Genomic DNA, 24,711 nt, shown 5'->3' with positions numbered 1-24,711 from the left:
GCCGATGCCGGACTCGGCGGCCGAACTGCCGCCGCTGATCCGCCGCCAGGAAGTGGTGGCGATCGCACTGGCCGGGCTGCTTCTCATCGCCGTCACCGCGGTGCTCTATTTCGCCAAGGCCTTCTTCCTGCCGGTCGTGATGGCTTTCGTGGTCGGCACCATGCTGTCGCCGGCCGCGGGCTTTCTGGAGCGCTATCGCGTTCCCCGCGGCGTCGGAGCCGTGCTGATCGTGACCGCCGTCACGGCGCTCGGCATGTTCATCGTTGGCCTGATCGCGTCGCCCGCCCTCGAGTGGAGTTCGCGTCTGCCGGAATTCGCGGCGCAGCTGAAGGAGAAGCTGCACATTTTCGACCGGCCGCTGGCGCTGTGGCACGAGCTGCAGACCATGCTCGGCGGCTCCGACCCGCTCACCAGCCTGAAGATGCCAAAGTTCGATTGGGTGCAGCCGACGCTGGAATTCCTGTCGCCGACCTTCACCGAGTTCCTGTTGTTCGTCGTCACATTGATACTGTTCATCGCGAGCTGGAAGGATCTGCGGCGCGCGATGATCATGAATTTCGGCGACCGCACCTCCCGGCTGCGCACCTTGCGTATCCTCAACGAGATCGAGGAGCATCTCGGCGGCTATCTGCTCACGGTGACCATGATCAACATCGGGTTCGGCATCGCGACCGGCATCATCTGCCTCATCGCGGGAGTTCCGAACCCGGCGGGTCTCGGCGCACTGGCGGCGACACTGAACTACATCCCGATCATCGGTCCCGTCGCGATGTTCGCGGTGCTGGTCGTCGTCGGCATCGTCGCCCTTCCGACACTGAGCGGCGCGCTGGTGGCGCCGATGCTGTTCGTCGCACTGACCTTCTTCGAAGGCCATTTCATCACGCCGACCATCATCGGGCGCCGGCTGGCGCTGAATGCGCTCGCCGTGCTGCTGGCGCTGGCATTCTGGACCTGGCTGTGGGGACCGATGGGCGGATTCCTGTCCTCGCCGCTGCTGATCGTCGCACTGATTCTGAAGGAGCATTTGATGCCGGTCGAAACGCCGCAGCTTCCGGAGGATTGATCGGGTTTCCCGCGAGGAACTTACGCGGCCCGCAAGCGTTCTCCCTGCAACGAATCCTTTCGCAGAAACCAGGATGACCACATGACCGACACCGCGAACATCGACCGACTGGAAAAGGACGTCAGCGCCGTCAAGGGCGACATCTCCGCGCTCGCCCGCCAGATCACCGAAATGATGAACTCGCTGGCCGGCACCGCGCGGAAGGAAGCGCGCCGCGGCTACAAGCAGGCGCGCGCCACCGCGGAAGGCGCCATCGGCGATCTCTCCGAGCGCGGCGGCGCCATGATGGACGCGGCGCAGGAAGCGGCGGCCGGCATCGAGGAGACGGTGGAAGATGCCATCGTCCAGCGCCCGATCGCGGCCATGGGCCTTGCCATTGGCCTCGGCTTCCTGATCGGCGTCACCTGGCGGCGTTGAGTCGCATGGCGACGGCCCGCGGCGAAAAAACACTGTGGCGCGAATGGCGGCGCTGGTGGACGACCATGCACTTCGTTGACGTGCTCTACAGAGCGAGGCGTGCCGATGTTTCAGCGCATGATCGATGACTTCAAGGAATCGACCGGCATTACGCTGCGGCTGACGTCGCTGGCGATCGCCGCCGCCTTTGCGCTGTTGGTCACCACCTGCTTCCTGTGCGCGGCCGCGTTCATCTTCGTGCTCGATCGTCATGGCCCGGTTTATGCCTGCCTCACGGGCGCGGCGGTCTTCCTCGCGGTGACGCTGATCGCGGCTGGCAGCTACATGGTTCGCAAGCATCAGGTTGAGGTCCGCGCCGAGAAGGCCGCGAAGGCGGCGGCGAATTCCATGCTGCTCGATCCGGCGATGGTGGCCGTCGGCATCCAGCTCGCCCGCGCCATCGGCTTCAGGCGGCTGGTGCCGATCCTCGCTATCGGCGGCGTCGCGCTGGGATTTCTGGCGTCCCGCGGCCACACGCAGGCCGAGGAGCCGGCGGAGTAAGCCCCCCGCGGTCGAGATAACTTCCGCTGTCGTCCCGGCGAACGCCGGTACGACCAAGGGGATTGACGCGCTGCCGGTGCGACATCGAAGCCTGCGGTTTCAGCGCCGGGGAAGAGAATTTTCGCATAAAAACACTGGACATCGCCCCTGCAAAAACGCGGAAATGAGCCGGCCCGTGCGGGCAGCCGCCGTGCCGGGCGGTATCGTTGGCGTTTGTCGGGGACGTGTCGTGGGTGGCGGGCCGGTGAAGAAGGTGAGCTTTGCGTTGCAGGGCGGTGGCGCCCATGGCGCATTCGTCTGGGGCGTGCTCGACCGGGTGCTGGAGGACGGCAGGCTCGGCATCGAGGCAATCAGCGCGACCAGCGCCGGCGCAATGAACGCCGTGGCGTTCGCCTCCGGCATTGTGTCAGGCGGACCGGAAGCGGCGCGCGCCGCGCTGTACGATTTCTGGCACCAGGTCTCGCAGATGGACGTGTTGTTCGATTTCTTCTCGCCCTGGAATCAGTGGATCCAGGCGATGAAGCTGCCGCCGGAGTGGCATCCCGTGCATGCCGCGATCCACACGCTGACCCACACGCTGCCGCCGAACCTGCTCAATCCCTTCCATTTCAACCCGGTGCGCGAGCTGCTTGCGCGCGTGGTGGATTTCGAGCGGATCAATCACGACGAGAATGCGCCGCATCTGTTCCTCAACGCCACCAATGTGCGCACCGGCAAGCTGAAGGTGTTCGAAAGGCCGAAGCTGACGGCCGATGCGGTGCTGGCGTCGGCCTGCCTGCCGCCCTATTCCCAGGCGGTCGAGATCGACGGCGAGCATTACTGGGACGGCGGCTATCTCGGTAATCCCGCGATCTATCCGCTGATCTATCGCGCGGGCACCCGCGACGTCATCATCGCGCAGGTCACCGCCCTCAGGCGCGACGAATTGCCAGCCAGCGCGGCCGACGTGCTGCACCGGATCACCGAGATCAGCTTCAACTCCTCGCTGATGCGCGAAATGCGCGCGGTGGCCTTTGCGACCAGGCTGATCGATGCCGGCGAGCTCGACAGCGAAAAACACCGGCGCATGTTCATGCACTGGATCGGCAACGATCCGCTGATGTCCCAGCTCGGCGCCGCCACGCAGTTTCACCCCGAGTGGAGCCTGTTGTGCCGCCTGCGCGACGCCGGCCGCGACACGGCGAAGACGTGGCTCGATGCGAATTTCGAGCACATCGGCACGCGCTCGACCGTCGATTTCGCGGAGATGTTCTTGTGAGAAAAGGGGGCGACGCTGGATGCTTGCGCCCGACGTCATTGCGAGAACGTAGGATGGGTTGAGCGCTTCGCGAAACCCATCGCCTTGCTGAAAGCATGATGGGTTTCGCTTCGCTCTACCCATCCTACTGACCACATCTACCCCGTCACGTCACGCACCTGCCGGGCTGCAGCAGTTTAGCGACTTCGGTCAGCACGCTGACCGGCGGCTCGCACGCCACCGCCATCTTCGCCTTGCCGGGCTTTGCGGCCGGCGGGTCCAGCGGAAGGTTGCGGGCATCCTTCTGCACGGGGATGCGCACCAGCACCGAGGTGTCGGTGAGGCTGTCGATCCTGAGCTGGATGGTGCGGGCAGCGCTTGCTGCCTGCGGCGCGGCCTCGCGGTCGGCCTTGGCGGCGCGGTTGACGCCGGCGGCGACGGCGGGTTCCGTCACAGCCTCGAACCGGTCGGCAAGATCGTTGCCGGAGGCGAGTGTCACCGCGCAGAGCGTCGCGGCGGCGGCCAACGCGCCGAAGATGAGCCTGAACGTGCTCCGGGATTTTTGTGGCATGGGTTTTCGTCCCTCGCCCCGAGGCAATCCCATTGGCGATCCCACAAGCAACGCGCCGGGAACCGCCGGGGTTCTGGCGCGGCCGATCACATAACCGTGTGCGAAAAAATCTTCGGCCAGGCCGGAACGAGTCTGGCGGCCGGGAGTCATCCCGGCAGCCGGTTATCCCCCCTGCCCCATTGACCGGCTACAGAGGGCGCGACCGTGGTGATGCCGGTCGCGCCCTTCTTTTTTGCGCTCACACCCGCTGCAGCGCCAGCGTCACGCCGCCGAGGGTCAACACCATCGCCGCGAGTTCGCGCGAGCCCAGCGGCTCGCCGAGGATGAAGGCGGCGGAGACGACGCCGATCACGGGGACCAGCAGCATGCCGGTCGAGGCCGAGGTGGCCGGCAGGCGGCGCAGCGTCTCGAACCAGGTGAGATAGCACAGGCCCATCGGCACCAGCGTCATGTAGACGAAGCAAGCGATGCCGGCAGGCGTGATGGCGGCGTAGTCCGGATGCTCGAAGGCGATGCCGAGCACCAGCATCACGAGGCAACCGAGGCCAACCTGCCAAGCCACCACCACCAGCGGCGGCATCGGCAAGGCTTCGCGGTTGAGCACGTTGCCGAGCGCGAACAGCACGGCGCAGGACAGCGCCAGCGCGATGCCGGTGAGCTTTGCGGCGGTAAGCGCGAAGCCGTCGGCGCCAAGCAAGAGCGCGACGCCGGCGATACCAAGCACGAGGGCTGCGATATCGCGCAAGCTCGGGCGCACATGCAGGAACGGCCAGGCGAACAGCATGGCCCAGATCGGCATCGTGTAGGCGATCAGCGCGCCTTCGCCGACGGTGACGTATTTCATCGCCATGGTGCCAAAGCCCATCCAGGCGAAGACGTTGGTGAAGGACGCGAAGACCAGCCGCGGGACCGCTTCGCGCGGGACGGCGAGCCGCTCACGGCGGGCGAGCGCGAGCGCGGCGAGGATCGCGGCCGCCAGCACGCCGGCAAGGCCGCGCGCGAACAGCGGCGGCCATTGCTGAAGCAACAGCTTCATCAGGGGCCAGTTCAGCGCCCAGCCGGCGGCGGTCACCACCAGGCAGAGGAAGCCGATCGAGCGGTCGCCGCGGGATGGATCCATGGGGGGAAGCGAATAGCAGCCGGGAGGCGCGGGCTCTACTCCCCTTAGAGTCCGGCTCAAGAAGTGCCGGTAGAATCTTGGCCGTGTGCACCCAACTTTTCGTCATGCCCGGGCTTGGCCCGGGCATCCACGACTTTGTCGCGACAAGCAAGGAAGACGTGGATGGCCGGGCCAAGCCCGGCCATGACGAAAGGTCGTGTCAAGACGACGCCGTCCCTCAGGCCGAGGCCGCCTTCGGCGCGCGGTTGCGCGAGTTGCGCTGGAAGAACAGCGCCTGGCTCGCCACCGCCGACACCATCGCGGGCTGGAACGGTTTCGAGATCAGGAACGCCGGCTCCGGCCGCTCGCCGGTGAGGAAGCGCTCGGGATAGGCGGTGATGAACACCACCGGCACCTCGAAGGCGCGCAAGAGCTCGTTGACCGCGTCGAGGCCCGAGGAGCCGTCGGCGAGCTGGATGTCGGCGAGGATCAGGCCGGGCTTGCGGTTCTTGGCGAGCGCCACCGCATCATTATGCGTGCGCGCGACGCCGATGACGTTGTGGCCGAGATTCTTCACCAAGGCTTCGAGGTCCATCGCGATGAAGGTCTCGTCCTCGATGATGAGAACGTCGGTGGCGATCTCGGCGGCCATCTCGCGGCCGGCGGCATCCGCCAGACGGCGCGTCTCAGCAATTTCGCTGCCGAGGATGAAGGCGACTTCCTCCTCCGAAAAACCTTCCAGCGACAGCAGCAGGAAGGCCTGGCGCGGCAACGGCGTGATGTTGGACAGCCGCCGCTCCGACGGCAGCGGCAGCGGCGTCACGTCTGTCTTGTCGTTGATCGAGACCGAATTCCAGATTCTTGTGAACAGCCGGAACAGCCCGGCGCGCGGACCGTGGCGCTCGTCGAGCAGCGACGCATCCTGGAGCAGCGCCTCCAGCATGGCGGCGACATAGGCATCGCCCGAGGACTGGTTTCCGGTCAGCGCACGGGCATAGCGCCGCAGCAGCGGCAGGTGTTCGGCAACGACCTGTGAACGGGACATCCCCACTCCATTTCTTCTTTGGGTCAGCCCCCCTGACGGGGCGGCCCGGTTCCCTGATGCGGCCACAACGTCCGGTTATGGAAAAAGTTCCCGATAAAAGTTCCGGAAGTGCGGAACCTTTGACCGAACTTTGCATTACCCCTCCTCAATGCGGCCGGAACCCGGAGTTCCCGATGAAAGATAATTTCGAGAATTCAGAGACTTAACTCCAGGGGGAGCGTGGATCGGATCATGAAGGAAGTAAAACCACAAGCAAGCCAACCGGGCGCCCCCCGCAAGCAGGGCGGCCTCAACGCGGAAATCCAGGCCAGGATCGGCCATCAGCTCCGCGCCATGTACGACGACGTGGTGCGGCAAGGCGTGCCGGACCGCTTTGCGGACCTGATCCGCAAGCTGGACGAACCCGGGGGTCAGGGCGGGGGCGATACCGAAAAAAACAGCGGGAGGGACTGATGCCTCTCACCAACCAGCTCCGCGACGACATGCTGGCGTCCGTCCCCAGCCTGCGCGCGTTCGCGATCTCGCTTTCAGGCAATGGCGACCGCGCCGACGATCTGGTGCAGGAGACGCTGCTGCGCGCGATCGCCAACATCGACTCGTTCCAGCCCGGCTCCAACTTGCCGGCCTGGCTGTTCACCATCCTGCGCAACCTGTTCCGCTCCGACTATCGCAAGCGGCGGCGCGAGGTGGAGGACTCGGAGGGCAACTATGCCAAGACGCTGAAGACGCAGCCGTCGCAAAGCGCGCATCTGGAATTCGAGGAATTCCGCGCCGCGCTCGACAAGCTGCCGCAGGACCAGCGCGAGGCGCTGATCCTGGTCGGCGCCTCCGGCTTCTCCTACGAAGACGCGGCGGCGATCTGCGGCTGCGCGGTCGGCACCATCAAGAGCCGCGTCAACCGCGCGCGCTCGAAGCTCTCCGCGCTGCTCTATGTCGACGGCGCGGAGGATTTCGGACCCGACAACACCGTGCGCGCGGTGATCGGCGGGAATGGGTAGAACCGAGGGAAGACGACGGAAAAAGGCGGCCGCGATGGCCGCCTTTTTTTGTTTGTAGTGTTGATCCGTAGGATGGGTAGAGCGAAGCGAAACCCATCGATCATAACGCTTGCCGCAGTCATGATGGGTTTCGCTTCGCTCTACCCATCCTACGAGACTGCGATTCCATGCACTCAGCTCAATCCGCCGAAGGCCCAGATCAGAACCAGGATCGGAATCGGCACGCCAAGCAGCCACAACAACATGTATCGTCCCATCAGCCATCTCCTCAGTGGTGTGATGGGGATTCAATGCGCTCAAGGTGGCGTTGGTTCCGCTATGACAGCGCACCGTGTTACGAACGAACCGGCCTGACCGGCGCGGAAATCTGCTCGGTACGGTCGCGCTCGTTCATGTCGACCACGGTCTGCATCGGCGCGGTGAGTTCGTAGACGTAGCTGACATCGGTGAAGTAGCGCTTCGCGGTGCCGCCGAGCGCTTCCGGCGCGACACGGTCGAGCAGGATCAGGCCGAAATCGCTGTCGGGCCGCCGCGTTGCCTGCGAGGTATTGAACTCCTCCCAGCGGAAATGGAACGTGCTGTCGGGCTCCTCGCCCGCGATCTCCCAATGCGCGACGATGTGCGGGTGCTTGCCGACCAGCGACAGGCCCTCATCGGAATGCGAAGCCAGCTCGAAGAACAGCAGCGACAGGCTCTGCGCGGCGCGCGCGCTGACGGTGATGTCCGGGCCGTTGACGGCGATACGGTCGGCATGCGGGATCGAGCGCGATTCGAACAGGCCCCTCAGCTTGACGCCCTGCCACTGGCTTTCGCTCAGCAGCGTGACGACGTTGGACATGGCGTGGATGCGGCCGATCAGCAGATCGCGTGCGACGTCGATGTCGGCACCATGCCGCAGCGTGCGGGTGACGATCGACTGGATCACCGCCAGGATGTTCTTGACGCGATGATTGAGCTCGTCGATCACGGCGGTGAGCCGACGCTCGAAGCCGATGCGCACCTCGATCTCGCGGCTGAGCCGCAGATTGTTGTAGACGACATAGCCGAACAGGCCGCAGATGATGCCGGTGATGGCAAGCCCGATCGCCGCCACGATGGCGGCGGTCTGCTGCGCGCGCTGCACGGCGTTGTTCCTGGCATAGTAGCCGAGCGACCAGTCGCGGCCGCCGAAGGTGACCGTGCGCACGATCGACGGCACGGGATGCTCCTCGGGAATCGCGCGCGCGGTGACCGCGCCCTGCTCGCTGGCGACCAGTTCGCTGTTGGGTTCCTGCGGATTGCGCAGCACCACCGAGAAAAGCGAGCGGTCGTTGTTGGCCAGCATCAGCGGCCCAAGCTCGTAGGAGAAGCTGACGAAGCCGGCGGGTTGCGACGCGCCTTCCTGCAGCACCGGCGCGGCGAGCACGATGCCGACCGGGCCGTCCCTGCGCAGCAGCGGAATAGGATCGGAAGCCACCGGTTTGCCTTCGGCCATCGCTCGCGCGAGCGTGGGACCGACGATCGAGTGGCCGTCGAGCGCGCGGCCGGGAATCGTGATGGTGTCGGGACTGCGCGGCTCGAGATCCATGACCACGTTGACCGGCTTGTCGATCGCCTTGAGGTCGAGCGGCTGGTCGTCGAAATCGCGGATGATCGGATTGGCAAAGCTTTCGTTGGCGAGCTCGCGCTGGGCTGCGGCGAGTTCGGACGGCTTCAGCCGCGCGATCCAGGCGGCAACGACGAAATCGGTCTTGAAGGCGTAGATCGCCGAGCGCAGCGGCTGCAGCATGTTGGCCTTCACCGCGTCGGGCGCGCGGAATAGCCCGGAAGCGACGCGGGCGAGCAGCTCGCGCTCGGTGAGGCGGTCCTGCACCAGACTCGCATGGACGTCGACGGTGCGCGCAAACGCAATGCCGTCGATCGCGAGCTCCTGCTGATACACGCGCCAGGCCGCGCCGCCGGAGAGCAGAACCCCGATCAACCCGATCAGACCGACGATGAAGCCCAGCCGAACCACACGCCTACTCGGAAATGAGAGAGTGATGACAAATCAAGCGACGCATCCGCATCATGCCGGGACGGCAGCGACGACAGCGAAGAACCGGGCGACAGATTGCGCGGGATATTGGCGGAGCGGTCATCGGGACGCAACTGAACTTCGCCAACGCGGACAGTCACACCGGGTACGACACCTTGGTCACCGCGAGGCCAGAGGTTTCTAACCGCGGCGGCGGGATTTGGTTCCAGCGCCAGTCAAATATTCCCGGCCGGCAGGCGCGGCCGTTCATAATCGTTAACGCGTGCGGTGCGGAGCCGGTCCGCCTTCAGCCCGCCCTGGCTTTCGCAGCCGGCCGCAAGCCGCCCTTGGCCTCGATGAAGGCGACGATGCGCTCGAGGCCCTCGCCCTTCTTCAGATTGGTCATGACGAAGGGTCGCTCGCCGCGCATTCGCCTGGCGTCGGTGTCCATTTTCTCCAGCGACGCCCCGACATGCGGTGCGAGGTCGATCTTGTTGATGACCAGAAGGTCCGACCTGACGATGCCGGGACCGCCCTTGGAGGGGATCTTGTCGCCGGCGGCGACGTCGATGACGTAGATGGTGAGGTCGGCCAGTTCGGGCGAAAAAGTCGCCGCCAGGTTGTCGCCGCCGGATTCGATCAACACCAGGTCGAGTCCGGGAAATTTTGCGCGCATGTCGGCGACCGCGGCAAGATTCATCGAGGCATCCTCGCGGATCGCGGTGTGCGGACAGCCGCCGGTCTCGACGCCCGCGATGCGATCCGGCGTCAGCGAGCCCGAGCGCACCAGGAACTCGGCGTCCCATTTGGTGTAGATGTCGTTGGTGATCGCTGCGATGTCGTAGCGCTCGCGCATGTTCTTGCAGAGCAGGTCCATCAGCGCGGTCTTGCCCGATCCGACCGGACCGCCGACGCCGACCCTCAGGGGACCGTGGGATTTAGGCATCGTCACTCTCCATTGTCGTCCCGGACAAGCGAGCGTCAGCGAGCGCGATCCGGGCCCCATAACCACCAAGAGAAATTGTCGCGCCGCGCTGGGGCACCAGCTTCACAACACCACTCAGACTTGTGGTTATGGGTCCCGGCGTTCGCCGGGACGACGGCGCGGACAAATTCACGACCTGAACAACCTCGTGTATTGCGTCTCGTGGCGCAGCGATGCCAGATCGGCGCGGAAGGTGGCGCTGCCGAGATCGTCGAGCGAGGCGGCAACGGCGCGCTTCGCGGTCGCCGCGACCTCGGCCTCGAGCTGCGCCAGCACGCGCTGGCTGTCGGTCTGGCCGAGCGGGACCAGGCGGGCGCCCGCCGAAATCCAGTTGGAAACGACCGCATGGAGAAAGGCGTGCAGCGCGGGCTCGAGTGGAATGCCGTGGGCCGCACTGACCAGGCCGACGGCAACGGGATAGACGATGGGTCCGCCGCAGGCGGCGATGACCTCATCGAGCCCCTCGCACGACCAGGCCGCGCGCGACGTTTCGATGAAGGCGCGGCCCTGCGTCGTCGTTTCGAGCTGCCGCTCGCGCGAGGGCACGAAGGCGGCGGCGAGCTCGGCGATGTCGCGCAAGGCGGCATCGTCATGAGAAGCGACGGCACGGTGGGTCTGCACCACGAACACGGCGTCGCAAAAACCGGCGCCGTCGGTGAGCATCGCGGCGAGCCAGTCGCGCAGGGTGGCGGCGTCGGCGATGTCGCCGGCTTCCACCGCCCACTCGATGCCGCTGGAATAGGCGAAGGCGCCGACCGGGAAGGCCGGCGACAGCCAGGTCATCAGCCGGTAGAGCGCGGCCGCCTCGGCCTCGCTCATCGCGCGCGGCCCGGCCGGCTCCACGCTATTTGTGGTCATGAGCATGGCTGTCGCCGTGGTGATGCTCGTGGTCGCAATGCTCGTCGTGGTGATGGTCGTGCGGGTGGTCGCCTTGATGATCCGCATGATCGTGGTGATGGTCGTGCGTGGGGTGATGGCCGGTGTGGCCGTGGCCATGATCGTGCGCGCCATGCGCCGCCGCATAGGCGCCGCCTTCGGGATCGAACGGCGCCTCGATCTCGATGACGCGCGCGCCCAATCCCTTCACCATCTCCTCGATGACGTGGTCGCGGCGGATGCGCAAGCCCTTGCCCGTGATCTGCGTCGGCAGATGACGGTTGCCGAGATGCCAGGCGATCCGCACCAGATGCACGGGATCGGCGCCCCTGATCTCGAGCAGCGGCTCGGGCGCCGCCACCACCTCGACCAGCCTCCCGTCTTCCAGCATCAGCGCGTCGCCGCCGCGCAGCGCCACGGCGTTCTCCAGATCGAGCAGGAATTCGAGGCCGCGGGTGCCCGTCATCGCCATGCGCCGCCGGTGGCGGTCGTCGAAGTCGAGCACGACGGTATCCGCCGGCGCTTCCGTCCAGCGATATTGCCCTCGAACCTGCGTCGCCCGGATCATGCCTGGTTACCTGAATGACGGCACGGGCCGGTGGCTTCATCCTTCGAGACGCGGCCGAGAGGCCGCTCCTCGGGATGAGGTCTTGGACCCTCATGGTGAGGAGCGCGGCAAAGCCGCGCGTCTCGAACCACGAGGCCGTTAGGGGCAATACGCATCTTGATCATGCCTTGATGGTATCCACCTTGTCGGCGCTGATGATCTCGATCACCGTCGGAGCGGCCTTCAGCGGCGAGGAATATTCGCGCCATACCTTCATGTGCGGCGCGCGGCCGTGCGCGTTGAGATCGTCGCGGGTTTCCCAGCGCTCCACCACGACATAGGTGTTGGGATCGTGGATGCTGGTATGGCCTTCATAGGCGACGCAGCCCTTCTCCTTAAGCGTCTCGGCGATGCATTTCTTGTGGCCGGCGATGAAGGCGTCGCGGCTATCCGGCTTCACCTGCGTGGTGGCGACGACGTAGATCATGCTTCTCTCCCTTGTTTTTCTTGATTACCGGGTTTCGACCTTTTCCGGGGTGATGTATTCGATCTTCGGCGGCGCCGTCATGCACTTCACGGCGACGCGACCGAACGTCTTCATGTGCTCTGCCGTTCGATGCGGCCCGAGCGCTTCCATGTTCTCCCACTGCTCGACGAACACCATCTTCGCGGGATCGGTGACGCTCTCGTGCAAGTCGTAGGCGATATTGCCCTTCTCCTTGCGCGTCTCCACGATGCAGGCGGTGGCGGCGGCGATGAATTCGGCGCGTGTCTCGGGCTTCACGGTCAGCGTGGCTACGACGTAAATCACGGAAAGTCCTCCCGGCTTTTGTTTTGGGCTATGGCCGGGACGGGTTTTAGAACATGAAGTAGCGCTGCGCCATAGGCAGGACCTCTGCGGGTTCGCAGGTCAGAAGCTCGCCGTCTGCGCGCACCTCATAGGTCTCCGGATCGACCTCGATTTTCGGGGTGGCATCGTTGTGAATCATGCTCTTCTTGGAGATGCCGCCGCGGGTGTTCTTCACGGGATACAGCGTCTTGCCGATGCCGAGCTTCTTCGCCAGCCCGCCGGTGACGGCCGCCTTGGACGCGAACACTACGGACGAAGCGGTGAGCGACTTGCCGAACGCCGCGAACATCGGCTGGTAGTGGACGGGTTGCGGCGTCGGGATCGAGGCGTTGGGATCGCCCATGGGCGCCGCCACGATCGAGCCGCCCTTGATGATGCAATCCGGCTTGACGCCGAAGAAGGCCGGCGACCACAGCACGAGGTCGGCGAGCTTGCCCTTCTCCACCGAGCCGATCAGCTTCGAGACGCCGTGCGCGATCGCGGGGTTGATGGTGTACTTGGCGATGTAGCGCTTGACGCGGAAATTGTCGTTGTCCTTGCCCTTGTCCTGCGGCAACGACCCGCGCTGCTTCTTCATCTTGTCGGCGGTCTGCCAGGTGCGGATGATGACTTCGCCGAGCCGGCCCATGGCCTGGGAGTCCGAGGACATCATCGAGAGCGCACCGAGGTCGTGCAAAATGTCTTCAGCCGCGATGGTCTCCTTGCGGATGCGGCTCTCGGCAAAAGCGAGGTCTTCCGCGATGGAGGGATCGAGGTGGTGGCACACCATCAGCATGTCCAGATGCTCATCGATGGTGTTGCGGGTGAAGGGCCGCGTCGGGTTGGTGGAAGACGGCAGCACGTTCTTCAGGCCGGCAATCTTGATGATATCAGGCGCATGGCCGCCGCCAGCGCCTTCGGTGTGGAAGGCATGGATGGTGCGGCCCTTGAAGGCCTTCACAGTGTCCTCAACGAAACCGGATTCGTTCAGCGTGTCCGAATGCAGCATCACCTGGACGTCGTAATCGTCGGCGACCGCGAGACAATTGTCGATCGCGGCGGGCGTAGTGCCCCAGTCCTCATGCAGCTTCAGCGCACAGGCGCCGGCCTTGACCATCTCGACCAGCGCGGCCGGCCGCGCCGCATTGCCCTTGCCGGAAATGCCGAGATTGACCGGGAAGGCGTCGAACGACTGGATCATCCGCGCGATGTGCCAGGGGCCGGGCGTACAGGTGGTCGCGAACGTGCCGTGCGAGGGGCCGGTGCCGCCGCCCAGCATCGAGGTGACACCGCTCATCAGCGCGTGCTCGATCTGCTGCGGGCAGATGAAATGGATATGGCTGTCGAAACCGCCGGCGGTTAGGATCTTGCCCTCGCCCGCGATCACGTCGGTGCCGGGACCGATCACGATGGTCACATTCGGCTGGATGTCGGGATTGCCGGCCTTGCCGATCGCGGCGATCATGCCTTCCTTGATGGCGACGTCGGCCTTGACGATGCCCCAGTGATCGACGATCAGCGCGTTGGTGATGACGGTGTCCGCCGCGCCCTGCCTGTTGGTCACCTGCGACTGGCCCATGCCGTCGCGGATCACCTTGCCGCCGCCGAACTTCACCTCCTCGCCGTAGGTGGTGAAGTCCTTCTCCACCTCGATGATGAGATCGGTGTCGGCCAGCCGCACCCTGTCGCCGGTGGTCGGGCCGAACATGTCGGCATAAACGGAACGCTTTATCTTCGTGCTCACGGAGAACTCCTTGCAAGCTTGACGGTGTCGTCGAACATCTGGTCGAGCGCAGCATTGCCGCCGCGGCAGCCCGCGACGACCTGCTCGGCCCAGTCGGCGTAATCGGTGAGGTCCGCGCGCTCTTCCGCAGTCGGATCGGAACGGATGCGCGCGCGGATATTGCTGATCTTGTCGGCAATCTTGATGAGTTTGGCGCCCGGCGATTTGTGCGGGGCGCTCTCGATCTGCCTTTGCCGGCGTTGCGCCTTGGGGAGCGACATGTCGTCAGTTACCTCGTCCACGAGCGCGGCGACGTGATCGCCGAATTGTTGTGCGAGTTCGTCGCGCGTCGTACCGGTGTCCTCGATGGTGTCGTGCAGCCAGCCGGCCGCCACCAGTTCGGCATCAGCGCCCTCGGTAACTTCGGCGAGGATGCCCGCGACCTCCGCGAGATGATTGATGTACGGCTCGTTGCCCCGCCCCTTCCGCGCCATGCCCTTGTGCCGGCGCGCCGCGAGATCGGCGGCTTCTGACACCAGTCGGAGGCCGGAGAGCATTGCGTCACAGCTTCCCCATCACGTCGCCGCGGAAGCCGTAGATGGTGCGCTTGCCGGCGAGGGCTACGAGTTGCACGTCGCGGGTCTGGCCGGGCTCGAAGCGGACGGCGGTGCCGGCGGCGATGTCGAGGCGCATGCCGCGAGCCTTTTTGCGATCGAATTTCAGCGCCGGATTGGTCTCGAAGAAATGGTAGTGCGAGCCGACCTGGATGGGACGATCGCCGGTGTTGGCGACCGATAGCGTCACGGTCTTGCGGCCGGCATTGAGCTCGATCTCGCCGTCCTTGATGAAGCGTTCGCCGGGGATCATGCCAAAACTCCTATCGTATCGGCTCGTGCACGGTGACGAGCTTTGTCCCGTCTGGAAACGTCGCCTCGACCTGGATGTCGTGAATCATTTCGGGGATGCCGGGCATCACCTGAGCACGGGTCAGGACCTGCGCGCCGGCCTGCATCAGATCGGCCACGGTGCGGCCGTCGCGGGCGCCCTCGACGATGAAATCGGAAATGATCGCAACCGCCTCCGGGTGGTTGAGCTTGACGCCGCGCTCGAGCCGGCGGCGCGCCACCATCGCAGCCATCGAGATCAGAAGCTTGTCCTTTTCGCGGGGGGAAAGATTCATGTGGCACTCGTCGGTTGGGAACTAGTTCAGCCACAGGCGGGGCAGCGGCGATGGCGACGCGCGGCCGAGCACTGTCATCATGTCGGCGCGCAACGCGGCCGCATCTTGGGCACAGAAACGCGCCATTGCAAAGCCATTCCAGGCGGAGACGCCGACTTCCCCGCCGAACGATTCAGCGGCCTCGCGGATGCGCTCCACGACGGCTTCTGCCCCGGGCACGATCAGCGCGGTGCCGATGGCAACGCCGCCCTTGGCCACCGCCGGCCGCGCCAGCCTGGCGCCGATGTCGCCATCGAGGCGGACGGTCTCGGCAAACACGAGCTTGCCGCCGCGGCGCAGGCGCCAGCGGTCGACGAACTCGCCCCGCTCCATGCGCTCGCCCATGGCGGCGCGGCCGAACACGACGATTTCGCAAAGCAGAAGCGAAGCGGATTCCGCGAGCTCGATATCGATCCGCCGGTAGATTTTGGCGCGGTCGAACAAAATGGTTTCCTGCGGCAGCCAAGCGAGATAGGCGCCGCTCTCGGCCTTCAGGGAAATATCGAGCTGCGCGGGAGCATCCTGGGCGCGGTAGACCTTTTCCGCCGCGGCCGTCGTCAGGGTCAGGCGCGCGCCCTCACCTGCCGAAATTGCGATGCCGAAGCGATCGCCGCCGGCGACGCCGCCTGCCGTGTTGACGAACACGGCCGACAGTCCCTCGTTCTCGGGAGAGGGAAAGCGGACGCGCAGCGAGCCGGATTCATGGAGACGTCCACGCCTTGTGACGCCTTCCTCGCAGCGCACATCGAAGTGCACGGCGCCCCGCGCGCGGTTGGCCGCGAAGATCGCAGAAGCAGCGCGCGTCTCGGTCCGCATCCTTCCCCCAGGGAGCGGCCATGAGCGACCGCGTCAGAATACTTTTGTATTGAGCATGATCTTGTCGGAAAATCGATACCCACTTTTCCGGATCATGCTCTGTCACAGGGCCATCTGGCGGCTGATCTCGGCAGAATCGAGATTCTGGCGATCACAGGCATACTTCACCGCGCCACGGTCCATGACGGCGAAATTGTCGCCGAGCTCGCAGGCAAAGTCGAGATATTGTTCGACCAGCACGATGGCGATGTTGCCGAGATTGCGCAAATAGGAAATCGCGCGGCCGATATCCTTGATGATCGAGGGCTGGATACCCTCGGTCGGCTCGTCGAGCAGCAGCAGCTTCGGCCGCATCACCAGCGCGCGCCCGATGGCGAGCTGCTGCTGCTGGCCGCCGGAGAGGTCGCCGCCGCGGCGGCCGAGCATGTTTTCCAGCACCGGAAACAGCGAGAACACGTCGTCGGGGATGCTGCGCTGGTCGCGCCGCAGCGGCCCGAAGCCGGTCTTGAGATTCTCCTCCACCGTGAGCAGCGGAAAGATCTCGCGGCCCTGGGGCACGAAGCCGATGCCGCGCCGCGCGCGCTCGTAGGATTTCAGCGGGTTGAGGTCCTCGCCGTCGAAGGTGATGCTGCCCGACGAAATCGGGTATTGCCCGACCAGGGCGCGCAACAGCGAGGTCTTGCCGACGCCGTTGCGCCCGAGCACGCAGGTCACCTTGCCGGGCTCGGCCGCCAGCGACACGCCGCGCAGCGCCTGCGCTGCGCCGTAATACAGGTTGATGTTGTCGACCTTCAGCATGTGCGACCTCCGGTCGCGATGACGCGAATGGCGAATTGCGAATGGCGAATAGCACCCGCAGCCGCACTCGTGATCTCGCCCTCTTCCCTACTCGCCATTCGCCACTCGCCTATCTACCGAGATAAACCTCGATCACCCGCTCATTCGCCGAGACGTCGTCGATGGTGCCTTCCGCCAGCACCGAGCCTTCGTGCAGGCATGTCACCTTGACGCCGAGCTCGCGCACGAAAGTCATGTCGTGCTCGACCACCATGATGGTGTGATTGCGGTTGATCTCCTTGAGGAGCTCCGCGGTCAGATGCGTCTCGACGTCGGTCATCCCTGCGACGGGCTCGTCGACCAGCAGCACCTTCGGATCCTGTGCCAGCAGCATGCCGATCTCCAGCCACTGCTTCTGGCCGTGCGACAGGCTGCCGGCCAGGCGGTCGCGCGCGTCGGTGAGGCGGATGGTTTCCAGCACCTTGTCGATCCGTTCGGATTCTTCCGCGTTGCTGCGCCAGAACAGCGTTCCCTTCACGCTGTGATCGACGTTGAGCGCCAGCAGCAGATTGTCCTGCACGGTCTGGCTCTCGAACACCGTCGGCTTCTGGAATTTGCGGCCGATGCCGAGCTCGGCGATGCGGGTCTCGTCCAGCCGGGTCAGGTCGACGGTGCCGTCGAACAGCACCACGCCCTCGTCCGGCCTGGTCTTGCCGGTGATGATGTCCATCATCGTGGTCTTGCCGGCGCCGTTCGGGCCGATAATCGCGCGCATCTCGCCGGGCTCGAGCGCCAGCGACAGATTGTTGATGGCATGGAAGCCGTCGAAGGAGACGTGCACGCCATCGAGATAAAGCATGGCGGAGGTCTTGCGGGTGTCCATGACGTTCATGCGATCACTCCGCCGGATTGGGTTTCGGTTCGGCGCCGTCTTCGCGCGCGGCACTGGCGGCGTCGGCGTCGCGGCCGGCCTTCCACGGCTCCCACCATGCATTGAAGGTGCCGACGATGCCCTTGGGCAGGAGCAGCGTCACCAGGATGAACAGCGCGCCCAGCATGAACAGCCAGTACGGCGCCAGCGCACCCGAGGTGAAGAAGGTCTTGGCGTAGTTGACGACGACGGCGCCGAGTGCAGCGCCCGTCAGCGTGCCGCGGCCGCCGACCGCGACCCATATCACCGCCTCGATCGAGTTGCCCGGGGCAAATTCGCTGGGGTTGATGATGCCGACCTGCGGCACATAGAGCGCGCCGGCCACGCCGGCCATGCAGGCCGACAGCGTGAACACGAACAGCTTGTAGGATTCGACGCGGTAACCGAGGAACCGGGTGCGGGATTCGGCGTCGCGGATCGCGACCAGCACCTTGCCGAGCTTCGAGGTGACCACCGCGCGGCAGATCAGGAAGGCGGCGATCAGCGCGGCGCAGCTCAGGAAGAACAGCGCGCAGCGGGTGCCCTCGGCCTGCACGTTGAAGCCGAGGATATCCTTGAAGTCGGTCAGGCCGTTGTTGCCGCCGAAGCCGAAATCGTTGCGGAAGAAGCCGAGCAGCAGCGCATAGGTCATCGCCTGCGTGATGATCGACAGATACACGCCGGTGACGCGCGAGCGGAAGGCGAACCAGCCGAAGGCAAACGCCAGCAGCCCCGGCACCAGCACCACCATCAGCGCCGCGAACCAGAACATGTCGAAGCCATGCCAGTACCAGGGCAGACTCGGATAATTCAGGAACACCATGAAGTCCGGCAGGATCGGGTTGCCATAGACGCCGCGGCTGCCGATCTGCCGCATCAGATACATGCCCATGGCGTAGCCGCCGAGCGCGAAGAATGCGCCGTGGCCGAGCGAGAGGATGCCGCAATAACCCCAGATCAGATCGATCGAGAGCGCGAGGATGGCGTAACAGGCATATTTGCCCCACAGCGCCACCAGATAGGTCGGCACCTGGAAGAAGGAGCCTTCCGGCAGCAGCAGGTTCGACAGCGGGATCAGGATGCCGAGGCCGGCGACGATCAGGATGAACAGCGTCGAGGCGCGGTCGAGCGAACGGGTGAGGACGTGGGGCATCATGCTTCCACCGCCCGTCCCTTGAGTGCGAACAGGCCGCGCGGCCGCTTCTGGATGAACAGGATGATCAGCACCAGGATCGCAATCTTGCCGAGCACGGCGCCCGCCACCGGCTCGAGGAACTTGTTGGCGATGCCGAGCGTGAAGGCGCCGACCAGCGTGCCCCAGAGATTGCCGACGCCGCCGAACACCACGACCATGAAGCTGTCGATGATGTAGCTCTGGCCGAGATTGGGGCTGACGTTGTCGATCTGCGACAGCGCCACGCCGGCAATCCCGGCGATGCCCGAGCCGAGGCCGAAGGTCAGCGCGTCGACGCGCGAGGTGGCAATGCCCATGGAGGCCGCCATGCGGCGGTTCTGGGTGACTGCGCGCATCTCCAGCCCCAGCGCGGTGTAGCGCAGCATGGCGAGCAGGATCGCAAACACCGCGAGCGTGAAGACGAGAATCCAGAGCCGGTTATAGGTGATGGTGATCTGCCCGAGTTCGAAGGCGCCGCTCATCCAGGAGGGATTGCCGACCTCGCGATTGGTCGGGCCGAAGGCGGTGCGCACCGCCTGCTGGATCACCAGCGAGAGGCCCCAGGTGGCGAGCAGGGTTTCCAGCGGCCGGCCATAGAGGAAGCGGATGATGCCGCGCTCGATGGCGACGCCGATGGCGCCGGCAACGATGAAGGCGAGCGGCACGGCGACGAACAGCGAATAGTCGAACAGGCCGGGGTAGCGGGTGCGGATCACCTCCTGCACGACGAAGGTGGTGTAGGCGCCGATCATCACCATCTCGCCATGGGCCATGTTGATGACGCCCATGACGCCGAAGGTGATGGCAAGCCCGATTGCCGCGAGCAGCAGCACCGAGCCGAGCGAGAGGCCGTACCAGGCGTTCTGCACCATCGACCACAGTGCCAGATTGCCCTGGATCGAGGAGATCGCGCCGGCAATCGCCTTCGCAATCAGCGGCGGCTGGTCGGAACCGAGGCTGGTGAGCAGCGCCAGCGCTTCCTGATCGCCCTTCGACTTCACGACCGCGATGGCGTCGAGCTTGTCGGCTTCGGAAGCGTCCGGCTTGAACAGCAGGATCGCCGCGCGCGCCTCGGTGAAGGCGGCTTTCGCGGTCTTGTCGGTTTCCTTCGCCAGCGCCTCGTCGACGGCTTGCAACGCCGCCTCGTCATGCGATTTGAACACGGACTGCGCAGCGGAGATGCGCTTGGCGGGATCGGGCGACATCAGCGTCAGGCTGCCGAGCGCGGTATCCACGGCGCGGCGCAGGCGATTGTTGAGCCGCACCTCGGCGGCGCCATCGGGCAGCTTGTCGACGGCGGCGCCGGTCGCCGCGTCGATGATCTTGTCGTCGGCCTGCTTGATGAAGACCTTCTTGCTCTCGGGATCGGCGAACAGCCGCTCGTCGTTCAGCGCGCTGATGATCGGGAAGGCGAGCGGGTTGCCGGACGCCGCGACCGCGTCGATCGCTTCGGCAGTATCGGAGAAATCGTCATTGGCGAATTTGGTGACCGCGTCCTCGAACGCGCCTGCAAAGGCCGGCGCCGCGAAGGCCATCAGCAGCAGCAATGAAAAGGCAGCCGCGCGAAGGCGGTCAAAGGCGGTGGCGGACACTGGACTTCCCCGGCAGGAGAGTTGGAGAAGGCGGCGGCATCGCCGCCTCCTCCGTTGTCGTCGGTATTTTGCGGGTGCGTTTCAGATCAGGAGCCCTGACCGCCGCATTTGTTGGTCTTGGTGTTGTAGTTGCCGCACTTCTTGCCGACCCAATCGCCGATCAGATCCTTGGAGCCGTCGAGCTCCTTCGACCATGCATCGCCGGGGACGAGGCCCGGGGTCTTCCAGACCACGTCGAACTGGCCGTTGGCCTTGATCTCGCCGATGAACACCGGCTTGGTGATGTGGTGGTTCGGCAGCATCTTCGAGGTACCGCCGGTCAGGTTCTTGGCTTCGATGCCCGGGAGAGCGTCGATCACCTTGTCGGCGTCGGTGGACTTCACCTTCTCGACCGCCTTGACCCACATGTCGAAGCCGATGACGTGAGCTTCCATCGGATCGTTGGTCACGCGCTTCGGATTCTTGGTGTAGGTCTGCCACGCCTTGATGAACTTCTCGTTCTCGGGCGACTTGATCGACTGGAAGTAGTTCCAGGCGGCGAGATGGCCGAGCAGCGGCTTGGTGTCGATGCCGGCGAGCTCTTCTTCACCCACCGAGAACGCCACGACCGGGATGTCCTTGGCCTTGATGCCCTGGTTGCCGAGCTCCTTGTAGAAGGGAACGTTGGCGTCGCCGTTGATGGTGGAGACCACTGCCGTCTTCTTGCCGGCCGAGCCGAACTTCTTGATGTCGGCCACGATGGTCTGCCAGTCGGAGTGACCGAACGGCGTGTAGTTGATCATGATGTCTTCCTGCTTGACGCCCTTCGACTTCAAGTAGGCTTCCAGGATCTTGTTGGTGGTGCGGGGATAGACGTAGTCGGTGCCCGCCAGCACCCAGCGCTTCACCTTCTCGTCCTTCATCAGGTAGTCGACCGCGGGGATCGCCTGCTGGTTCGGGGCGGCGCCGGTGTAGAACACGTTGCGCTCGCTCTCCTCGCCCTCGTACTGCACGGGGTAGAACAGGATCGAATTCAGCTCCTTGAAGACCGGCAGCACGGACTTGCGCGACACCGAGGTCCAGCAGCCGAACACGACCGAGACCTTGTTCTTGGTGATGAGTTCGCGCGCCTTTTCGGCGAACAGCGGCCAGTTCGAGGCGGGATCGACCACGACGGCCTCGAGCTTCTTGCCGAGCACGCCGCCCTTCTTGTTCTGTTCGTCGATCAGGAAGAGAATCGTATCCTTCAGCGTGGTTTCGCTGATGGCCATGGTGCCGGAAAGCGAGTGAAGGACGCCGACCTTGATGGTCTCCTGGGCCTTCGCCTGGGTAAACGCGGCGAGGCCGAGGACCAGACCGGCGGTGGCCGCCAGCCAGCGGCGCCGGCTCATCTTCGCTATATCGTGAGTCAATTGAGTAAGCATGAGGTGTCATCTCCCTGACGCAGACGCGTTAAACGCTGCGAGAACGGCCCCACGGCCGCCTGCGTTAAGGGAATCGCAAGACTCGTGCCACCGGCGTCACCTCGGCTAACCCTTTGACAGAATGACGCAATACCCCCCATTGCGGGCAAAACCGGAAAGCATCCGCCTAAAGAGTGGGCATTAAAAATGTATGCTTTAGCGGCAATCAGCCCAAATAGTGTGCAAAATTGACCTTTTGGCTAAATTTCCGGCAGGGGTTTGCCGGTGCCCAAGCACCGAATCCGGCCGCCATTTGCCGTCCAAGTCGTTCATTCCACGCGGAATTTTTCCGTCGCCGAAACCACGTTGACGCAATTCACCTTGAAAGCGCCGCCTTGATGGGCCATATGCACAGCGACCCAAGGAATCATCAGTGATGACCGGGTCACTGCAAGCCGCGTGTTCTGAGCCCGTCTAATTCATCCGACCGACGGCGTTCTGGCTTGCCCCTTCAGCCACCAACAACTCGATACCCAAAACACGCGGGTGTCTCCGATGACCTCGCGCGCTCCTGGCATGACGCCGGGCGCCTGCTGTTTTGACAGAAAGAAACCTTTGACCTCATTTCAGGATTTCGGCCTCGCCGATCCCATCTCGCGTGCCCTTCTCGAAGAGAATTACCACACGCCCACCCCCATCCAGGCCCAAACCATCCCGCTGGCGCTGTCCGGCCGTGACGTGGTCGGCATCGCCCAGACCGGCACCGGCAAGACGGCCGCCTTTGCGCTGCCGATCCTCAACCGCCTGCTGGCCAACCGCATCAAGCCGCAGCCGAAGACCTGCCGCGTGCTGGTGCTCTCGCCCACCCGCGAGCTCTCCGGCCAGATCCTCGACAGCTTCAACGCCTATGGCCGCCACATCCGCCTGAGCTCGACGCTGGCGATCGGCGGCGTGCCGATGGGCCGCCAGGTCCGCGCGCTCATGGGCGGCGTCGACGTGCTGGTTGCCACTCCCGGCCGCCTGCTCGACCTCGTGCAGGGCAATGCGCTCAAGCTCGCCCAGGTCGAATTCCTGGTGCTCGATGAAGCCGACCGCATGCTCGACATGGGCTTCATCAACGACATCCGGAAGATCGTCGCCAAGCTGCCGATCCGGCGGCAGACGCTGTTCTTCTCGGCCACCATGCCCAAGGACATCGCCGACCTCGCGGAAGCCATGCTGCGCGATCCGGCCCGGGTCGCGGTGACGCCGGTCGCCTCCACCGTGGAGCGCATCACCCAGCGCATCATCCAGGTCGATTTCGCGGCCAAGCACGCCTTCCTCGCCGAGTTGCTCAAGCAGGAGCCGGTGGACCGAACCCTGGTCTTCACCCGCACCAAGCACGGCGCCGACAAGGTGGTGAAGGCCCTTGCCAAGTCCGGCATCGCCGCGGACGCCATCCACGGCAACAAGTCGCAAAACCACCGGGAGCGGGTGCTGGGCGCGTTCCGCTCCGGCCAGATCCGCACGCTGGTGGCCACCGACATCGCCGCCCGCGGCATCGACGTCGACGGCATCAGCCATGTTGTCAATTTCGACCTGCCCAACGTGCCGGAAACCTATGTCCACCGCATCGGCCGCACGGCGCGCGCCGGCGCCGAGGGCATCGCGATCTCGCTGGTCGCCGGCGCCGAGGAGATGGGCTATCTGCGCGACATCGAGCGGCTGATCCGCGTCACCCTGCCCCGCGAGGACCGCCGCACCCAGGGCGGCCGCGAGGCACCTGCTGCAGCCCCGCAGCACCGCCCCGGCCGGCCCGCGCCGCGCGTGCATGCGCATCGCAACAATGACGGTGCGCAGCCTTCGAAAGGCCCTCGCCGACGGCGTCGCGGTGGTGGTAATCATGGCGCCGCTCCGCAGGGCGGCCGGCATGAGTCGGCCCGCCCGCAGGGCGGTCCGGCGGAGGGGATGCAGGGGGTTGCCTTTTTGCATCGCGAAAGCCGGCCGAAGTTCAAGCCCAACCGCAACCGACGTCCGCAGCACTAGCCGTCCACGACCTGGAGAGAACCATGGCTAAAGAGGAGCTGATCCAGTTCGAGGGACTGGTCACCGAAATCCTTCCCGACGCGCGCTACCGCGTGCAGCTCGACGCGGGCCACGAGATCGTCGCCTACACCGCCGGCAAGATGAAGAAGAACCGCATCAAGACGCTGGCTGGCGATCGGGTCACCGTCGAGATGTCGCCCTATGACCTCGAGAAGGGCCGCCTGATCTTCCGCCACAAGGACGAGCGGCCGGCCTCGGCAGGCCCGGGACCCCAGCGCGGCCCGCAGCGCGGCGGCCAGTTCAGAGGACGCAGGTAACGAACAGAACCGGGGATCGCGCATGGCATTTTCGTGGCATGCGCGACCCGCTCGCACCAAGACCAGCAGCAAAAATTCGCGCAGCTCAGGATTGTTTTGAGGCCTGTGTTCGAATATTATTGACCTATCGAGTTTCGGCCGGACGACATTAGCTATCCACCGGTGCAGCCGGTTCAGACGCTGACGACCCTTCCAAAAATTCGATCTCACCCAGCCTATCGAAAGTGGGCTTCGACTTTTTTTACTAGAGGACTATCCCCGTGAGCATGGGAACTGTGAAGTGGTTCAACGCGACCAAGGGCTTCGGCTTCATCCAGCCGGATGACGGCGGCAACGACGTGTTCGTGCACATCAGCGCCGTGGAACGCGCCGGTCTTGGCACGCTGCGCGAAGGCCAGAAGGTTTCGTACGAGATCGTGGCGGACCGCCGGTCCGGCAAGTCTGCGGCCGACAACCTGCGCGTCGCCTGACGCGTTTCTCCGGGGTACGCCGGGAATTCAATCGTGATGCGAAAAGGCCGCAGCCTTCGGGGCTGCGGCCTTTTCGTTTGATCGTGCCGTTGGCGGCTCTCGC

General features: G+C 64.9%; 28 protein-coding genes. 9 read left to right on the top strand and 19 right to left on the bottom strand.

Annotated elements, in window-relative coordinates; translation table 11 throughout:
• Nucleotides 1-4: 4 nt before the first annotated feature.
• From HZB49_RS19000 to HZB49_RS18985, 4 genes are all read left to right on the top strand, one after another.
• A complete protein-coding gene (locus HZB49_RS19000) occupies nt 5-1,063 on the top strand; it encodes an AI-2E family transporter (RefSeq protein ID WP_291614509.1) in 1,059 nt (352 codons plus the stop codon).
• Between the two features lie 81 nt (nt 1,064-1,144).
• The gene (locus HZB49_RS18995; protein WP_291614143.1) at nt 1,145-1,480 is read left to right on the top strand and encodes a DUF883 family protein; all 336 of its coding nucleotides are present in this window, start codon (nt 1,145-1,147) and stop codon (nt 1,478-1,480) included.
• Between the two features lie 105 nt (nt 1,481-1,585).
• The gene (locus tag HZB49_RS18990; RefSeq protein ID WP_291614141.1) at nt 1,586-2,020 is read left to right on the top strand and encodes a hypothetical protein; all 435 of its coding nucleotides are present in this window, start codon (nt 1,586-1,588) and stop codon (nt 2,018-2,020) included.
• Between the two features lie 229 nt (nt 2,021-2,249).
• Entirely contained in the window at nt 2,250-3,278 is a 1,029-nt protein-coding gene (locus HZB49_RS18985; RefSeq protein WP_291614138.1) for a patatin-like phospholipase family protein, read from the top strand.
• Between the two features lie 145 nt (nt 3,279-3,423).
• On the opposite strand, the gene HZB49_RS18980 is transcribed toward HZB49_RS18985, so the two are convergent.
• The 3 genes from HZB49_RS18980 to HZB49_RS18970 form a co-directional block, all read right to left on the bottom strand.
• Nucleotides 3,424-3,828 carry a hypothetical protein gene (locus tag HZB49_RS18980; protein WP_291614136.1) on the bottom strand — a complete coding sequence of 135 codons (405 nt, stop codon included), beginning with the start codon at nt 3,826-3,828 and terminating at the stop codon, nt 3,424-3,426.
• 238 nt (nt 3,829-4,066) lie between these two features.
• The gene (locus HZB49_RS18975; protein ID WP_291614134.1) at nt 4,067-4,948 is read right to left on the bottom strand and encodes a DMT family transporter; all 882 of its coding nucleotides are present in this window, start codon (nt 4,946-4,948) and stop codon (nt 4,067-4,069) included.
• A 217-nt stretch (nt 4,949-5,165) separates the two neighbouring features.
• Nucleotides 5,166-5,972, bottom strand: coding sequence for a response regulator (locus HZB49_RS18970; protein WP_291614132.1), 807 nt, complete (start codon nt 5,970-5,972; stop codon nt 5,166-5,168).
• A 231-nt stretch (nt 5,973-6,203) separates the two neighbouring features.
• Here HZB49_RS18970 and HZB49_RS18965 point away from each other — a divergent pair, with 231 nt between their 5' ends.
• Nucleotides 6,204-6,425, top strand: a complete 222-nt coding sequence (locus HZB49_RS18965) for a NepR family anti-sigma factor (protein ID WP_291614131.1) — start codon at nt 6,204-6,206, stop codon at nt 6,423-6,425.
• The gene (locus HZB49_RS18960; RefSeq protein ID WP_291614129.1) at nt 6,425-6,970 is read left to right on the top strand and encodes a sigma-70 family RNA polymerase sigma factor; all 546 of its coding nucleotides are present in this window, start codon (nt 6,425-6,427) and stop codon (nt 6,968-6,970) included. Before HZB49_RS18965 ends, HZB49_RS18960 begins: the two co-directional genes overlap by 1 nt.
• A gap of 334 nt (nt 6,971-7,304) precedes the next feature.
• Here the strand turns inward: HZB49_RS18960 and HZB49_RS18955 are convergent, their stop codons facing one another.
• The 16 genes from HZB49_RS18955 to urtA form a co-directional block, all read right to left on the bottom strand.
• Nucleotides 7,305-8,966, bottom strand: coding sequence for an HWE histidine kinase domain-containing protein (locus HZB49_RS18955; protein WP_291614127.1), 1,662 nt, complete (start codon nt 8,964-8,966; stop codon nt 7,305-7,307).
• A gap of 307 nt (nt 8,967-9,273) precedes the next feature.
• Nucleotides 9,274-9,912: an urease accessory protein UreG gene (ureG, locus tag HZB49_RS18950; protein ID WP_291614125.1), complete on the bottom strand. Its 639-nt coding sequence runs from the start codon at nt 9,910-9,912 to the stop codon at nt 9,274-9,276.
• A gap of 168 nt (nt 9,913-10,080) precedes the next feature.
• Entirely contained in the window at nt 10,081-10,815 is a 735-nt protein-coding gene (locus tag HZB49_RS18945; RefSeq protein ID WP_291614508.1) for an urease accessory protein UreF, read from the bottom strand.
• Nucleotides 10,796-11,395 (bottom strand): urease accessory protein UreE, encoded by a 600-nt coding sequence (locus tag HZB49_RS18940; RefSeq protein ID WP_291614123.1) that lies wholly within the window; start codon nt 11,393-11,395, stop codon nt 10,796-10,798. Before HZB49_RS18940 ends, HZB49_RS18945 begins: the two co-directional genes overlap by 20 nt.
• Nucleotides 11,396-11,555: 160 nt before the next feature.
• Complete coding sequence (locus HZB49_RS18935) at nt 11,556-11,861, bottom strand: putative quinol monooxygenase (RefSeq protein WP_291614121.1); 306 nt, start codon at nt 11,859-11,861, stop codon at nt 11,556-11,558.
• Nucleotides 11,862-11,885: 24 nt separating this feature from the next.
• Nucleotides 11,886-12,185, bottom strand: coding sequence for a putative quinol monooxygenase (locus HZB49_RS18930; RefSeq protein ID WP_291614119.1), 300 nt, complete (start codon nt 12,183-12,185; stop codon nt 11,886-11,888).
• A gap of 46 nt (nt 12,186-12,231) precedes the next feature.
• Nucleotides 12,232-13,947: an urease subunit alpha gene (gene ureC / locus HZB49_RS18925; protein WP_291614118.1), complete on the bottom strand. Its 1,716-nt coding sequence runs from the start codon at nt 13,945-13,947 to the stop codon at nt 12,232-12,234.
• Nucleotides 13,944-14,483, bottom strand: a complete 540-nt coding sequence (locus HZB49_RS18920; RefSeq protein WP_291614116.1) for an HD domain-containing protein — start codon at nt 14,481-14,483, stop codon at nt 13,944-13,946. The genes ureC and HZB49_RS18920 overlap by 4 nt, the downstream gene beginning before the upstream one ends.
• A 4-nt stretch (nt 14,484-14,487) precedes the next feature.
• Entirely contained in the window at nt 14,488-14,793 is a 306-nt protein-coding gene (locus tag HZB49_RS18915; protein WP_291614113.1) for an urease subunit beta, read from the bottom strand.
• Nucleotides 14,794-14,803: 10 nt separating this feature from the next.
• Nucleotides 14,804-15,106 carry an urease subunit gamma gene (locus HZB49_RS18910; RefSeq protein WP_291614111.1) on the bottom strand — a complete coding sequence of 101 codons (303 nt, stop codon included), beginning with the start codon at nt 15,104-15,106 and terminating at the stop codon, nt 14,804-14,806.
• A 21-nt stretch (nt 15,107-15,127) separates the two neighbouring features.
• The gene (locus HZB49_RS18905) at nt 15,128-15,961 is read right to left on the bottom strand and encodes an urease accessory protein UreD (RefSeq protein WP_291614109.1); all 834 of its coding nucleotides are present in this window, start codon (nt 15,959-15,961) and stop codon (nt 15,128-15,130) included.
• Nucleotides 15,962-16,063: 102 nt separating this feature from the next.
• Nucleotides 16,064-16,759, bottom strand: coding sequence for an urea ABC transporter ATP-binding subunit UrtE (gene urtE / locus HZB49_RS18900; RefSeq protein ID WP_291614107.1), 696 nt, complete (start codon nt 16,757-16,759; stop codon nt 16,064-16,066).
• Nucleotides 16,760-16,868: 109 nt separating this feature from the next.
• Complete coding sequence (gene urtD, locus HZB49_RS18895) at nt 16,869-17,630, bottom strand: urea ABC transporter ATP-binding protein UrtD (protein WP_291614105.1); 762 nt, start codon at nt 17,628-17,630, stop codon at nt 16,869-16,871.
• 4 nt (nt 17,631-17,634) lie between these two features.
• Entirely contained in the window at nt 17,635-18,804 is a 1,170-nt protein-coding gene (gene urtC, locus HZB49_RS18890) for an urea ABC transporter permease subunit UrtC (protein WP_291614103.1), read from the bottom strand.
• Complete coding sequence (urtB, locus tag HZB49_RS18885) at nt 18,801-20,357, bottom strand: urea ABC transporter permease subunit UrtB (RefSeq protein ID WP_291614507.1); 1,557 nt, start codon at nt 20,355-20,357, stop codon at nt 18,801-18,803. Before urtB ends, urtC begins: the two co-directional genes overlap by 4 nt.
• Before the next feature lie 143 nt (nt 20,358-20,500).
• The gene (gene urtA / locus HZB49_RS18880; RefSeq protein WP_291614100.1) at nt 20,501-21,817 is read right to left on the bottom strand and encodes an urea ABC transporter substrate-binding protein; all 1,317 of its coding nucleotides are present in this window, start codon (nt 21,815-21,817) and stop codon (nt 20,501-20,503) included.
• A gap of 594 nt (nt 21,818-22,411) precedes the next feature.
• Here urtA and HZB49_RS18875 point away from each other — a divergent pair.
• From HZB49_RS18875 to HZB49_RS18865, 3 genes are all read left to right on the top strand, one after another.
• Nucleotides 22,412-23,821: a DEAD/DEAH box helicase gene (locus HZB49_RS18875; protein WP_291614098.1), complete on the top strand. Its 1,410-nt coding sequence runs from the start codon at nt 22,412-22,414 to the stop codon at nt 23,819-23,821.
• Between the two features lie 23 nt (nt 23,822-23,844).
• Nucleotides 23,845-24,138, top strand: a complete 294-nt coding sequence (gene infA / locus HZB49_RS18870; protein ID WP_291614096.1) for a translation initiation factor IF-1 — start codon at nt 23,845-23,847, stop codon at nt 24,136-24,138.
• Nucleotides 24,139-24,398: 260 nt separating this feature from the next.
• On the top strand, nt 24,399-24,608 hold the full coding sequence (locus HZB49_RS18865) for a cold-shock protein (RefSeq protein WP_291614094.1): 210 nt from the start codon (nt 24,399-24,401) through the stop codon (nt 24,606-24,608).
• Nucleotides 24,609-24,711: the final 103 nt, after the last annotated feature.

Source organism: Bradyrhizobium sp. (assembly GCF_016219575.1).
Taxonomy (GTDB): domain Bacteria; phylum Pseudomonadota; class Alphaproteobacteria; order Rhizobiales; family Xanthobacteraceae; genus Bradyrhizobium.
This window is presented reverse-complemented; position numbering and strand designations above follow the sequence as displayed.

Excerpts from the sequence above, each read along its gene's own strand:
- urtA (WP_291614100.1), bottom strand. The coding sequence starts at position 21,817 with ATGCTTACTCAATTGACTCACGATATAGCGAAGATGAGCCGGCGCCGC.
- HZB49_RS18990 (WP_291614141.1), top strand. The coding sequence starts at position 1,586 with ATGTTTCAGCGCATGATCGATGACTTCAAGGAATCGACCGGCATTACG.
- urtB (WP_291614507.1), bottom strand. The coding sequence starts at position 20,357 with ATGGCCTTCGCGGCGCCGGCCTTTGCAGGCGCGTTCGAGGACGCGGTC.
- HZB49_RS18970 (WP_291614132.1), bottom strand. The coding sequence starts at position 5,972 with ATGTCCCGTTCACAGGTCGTTGCCGAACACCTGCCGCTGCTGCGGCGC.
- HZB49_RS18935 (WP_291614121.1), bottom strand. The coding sequence starts at position 11,861 with ATGATCTACGTCGTCGCCACCACGCAGGTGAAGCCGGATAGCCGCGAC.
- HZB49_RS18980 (WP_291614136.1), bottom strand. The coding sequence starts at position 3,828 with ATGCCACAAAAATCCCGGAGCACGTTCAGGCTCATCTTCGGCGCGTTG.
- urtC (WP_291614103.1), bottom strand. The coding sequence starts at position 18,804 with ATGATGCCCCACGTCCTCACCCGTTCGCTCGACCGCGCCTCGACGCTG.
- HZB49_RS18995 (WP_291614143.1), top strand. The coding sequence starts at position 1,145 with ATGACCGACACCGCGAACATCGACCGACTGGAAAAGGACGTCAGCGCC.
- HZB49_RS18940 (WP_291614123.1), bottom strand. The coding sequence starts at position 11,395 with ATGATCCGGGCGACGCAGGTTCGAGGGCAATATCGCTGGACGGAAGCG.
- HZB49_RS18905 (WP_291614109.1), bottom strand. The coding sequence starts at position 15,961 with ATGCGGACCGAGACGCGCGCTGCTTCTGCGATCTTCGCGGCCAACCGC.
- HZB49_RS18915 (WP_291614113.1), bottom strand. The coding sequence starts at position 14,793 with ATGATCCCCGGCGAACGCTTCATCAAGGACGGCGAGATCGAGCTCAAT.
- urtD (WP_291614105.1), bottom strand. The coding sequence starts at position 17,630 with ATGAACGTCATGGACACCCGCAAGACCTCCGCCATGCTTTATCTCGAT.
- HZB49_RS18920 (WP_291614116.1), bottom strand. The coding sequence starts at position 14,483 with ATGCTCTCCGGCCTCCGACTGGTGTCAGAAGCCGCCGATCTCGCGGCG.
- ureG (WP_291614125.1), bottom strand. The coding sequence starts at position 9,912 with ATGCCTAAATCCCACGGTCCCCTGAGGGTCGGCGTCGGCGGTCCGGTC.
- urtE (WP_291614107.1), bottom strand. The coding sequence starts at position 16,759 with ATGCTGAAGGTCGACAACATCAACCTGTATTACGGCGCAGCGCAGGCG.
- HZB49_RS18945 (WP_291614508.1), bottom strand. The coding sequence starts at position 10,815 with ATGCTCATGACCACAAATAGCGTGGAGCCGGCCGGGCCGCGCGCGATG.
- HZB49_RS18965 (WP_291614131.1), top strand. The coding sequence starts at position 6,204 with ATGAAGGAAGTAAAACCACAAGCAAGCCAACCGGGCGCCCCCCGCAAG.
- HZB49_RS19000 (WP_291614509.1), top strand. The coding sequence starts at position 5 with ATGCCGGACTCGGCGGCCGAACTGCCGCCGCTGATCCGCCGCCAGGAA.
- HZB49_RS18960 (WP_291614129.1), top strand. The coding sequence starts at position 6,425 with ATGCCTCTCACCAACCAGCTCCGCGACGACATGCTGGCGTCCGTCCCC.
- infA (WP_291614096.1), top strand. The coding sequence starts at position 23,845 with ATGGCTAAAGAGGAGCTGATCCAGTTCGAGGGACTGGTCACCGAAATC.
- HZB49_RS18975 (WP_291614134.1), bottom strand. The coding sequence starts at position 4,948 with ATGGATCCATCCCGCGGCGACCGCTCGATCGGCTTCCTCTGCCTGGTG.
- HZB49_RS18910 (WP_291614111.1), bottom strand. The coding sequence starts at position 15,106 with ATGAATCTTTCCCCCCGCGAAAAGGACAAGCTTCTGATCTCGATGGCT.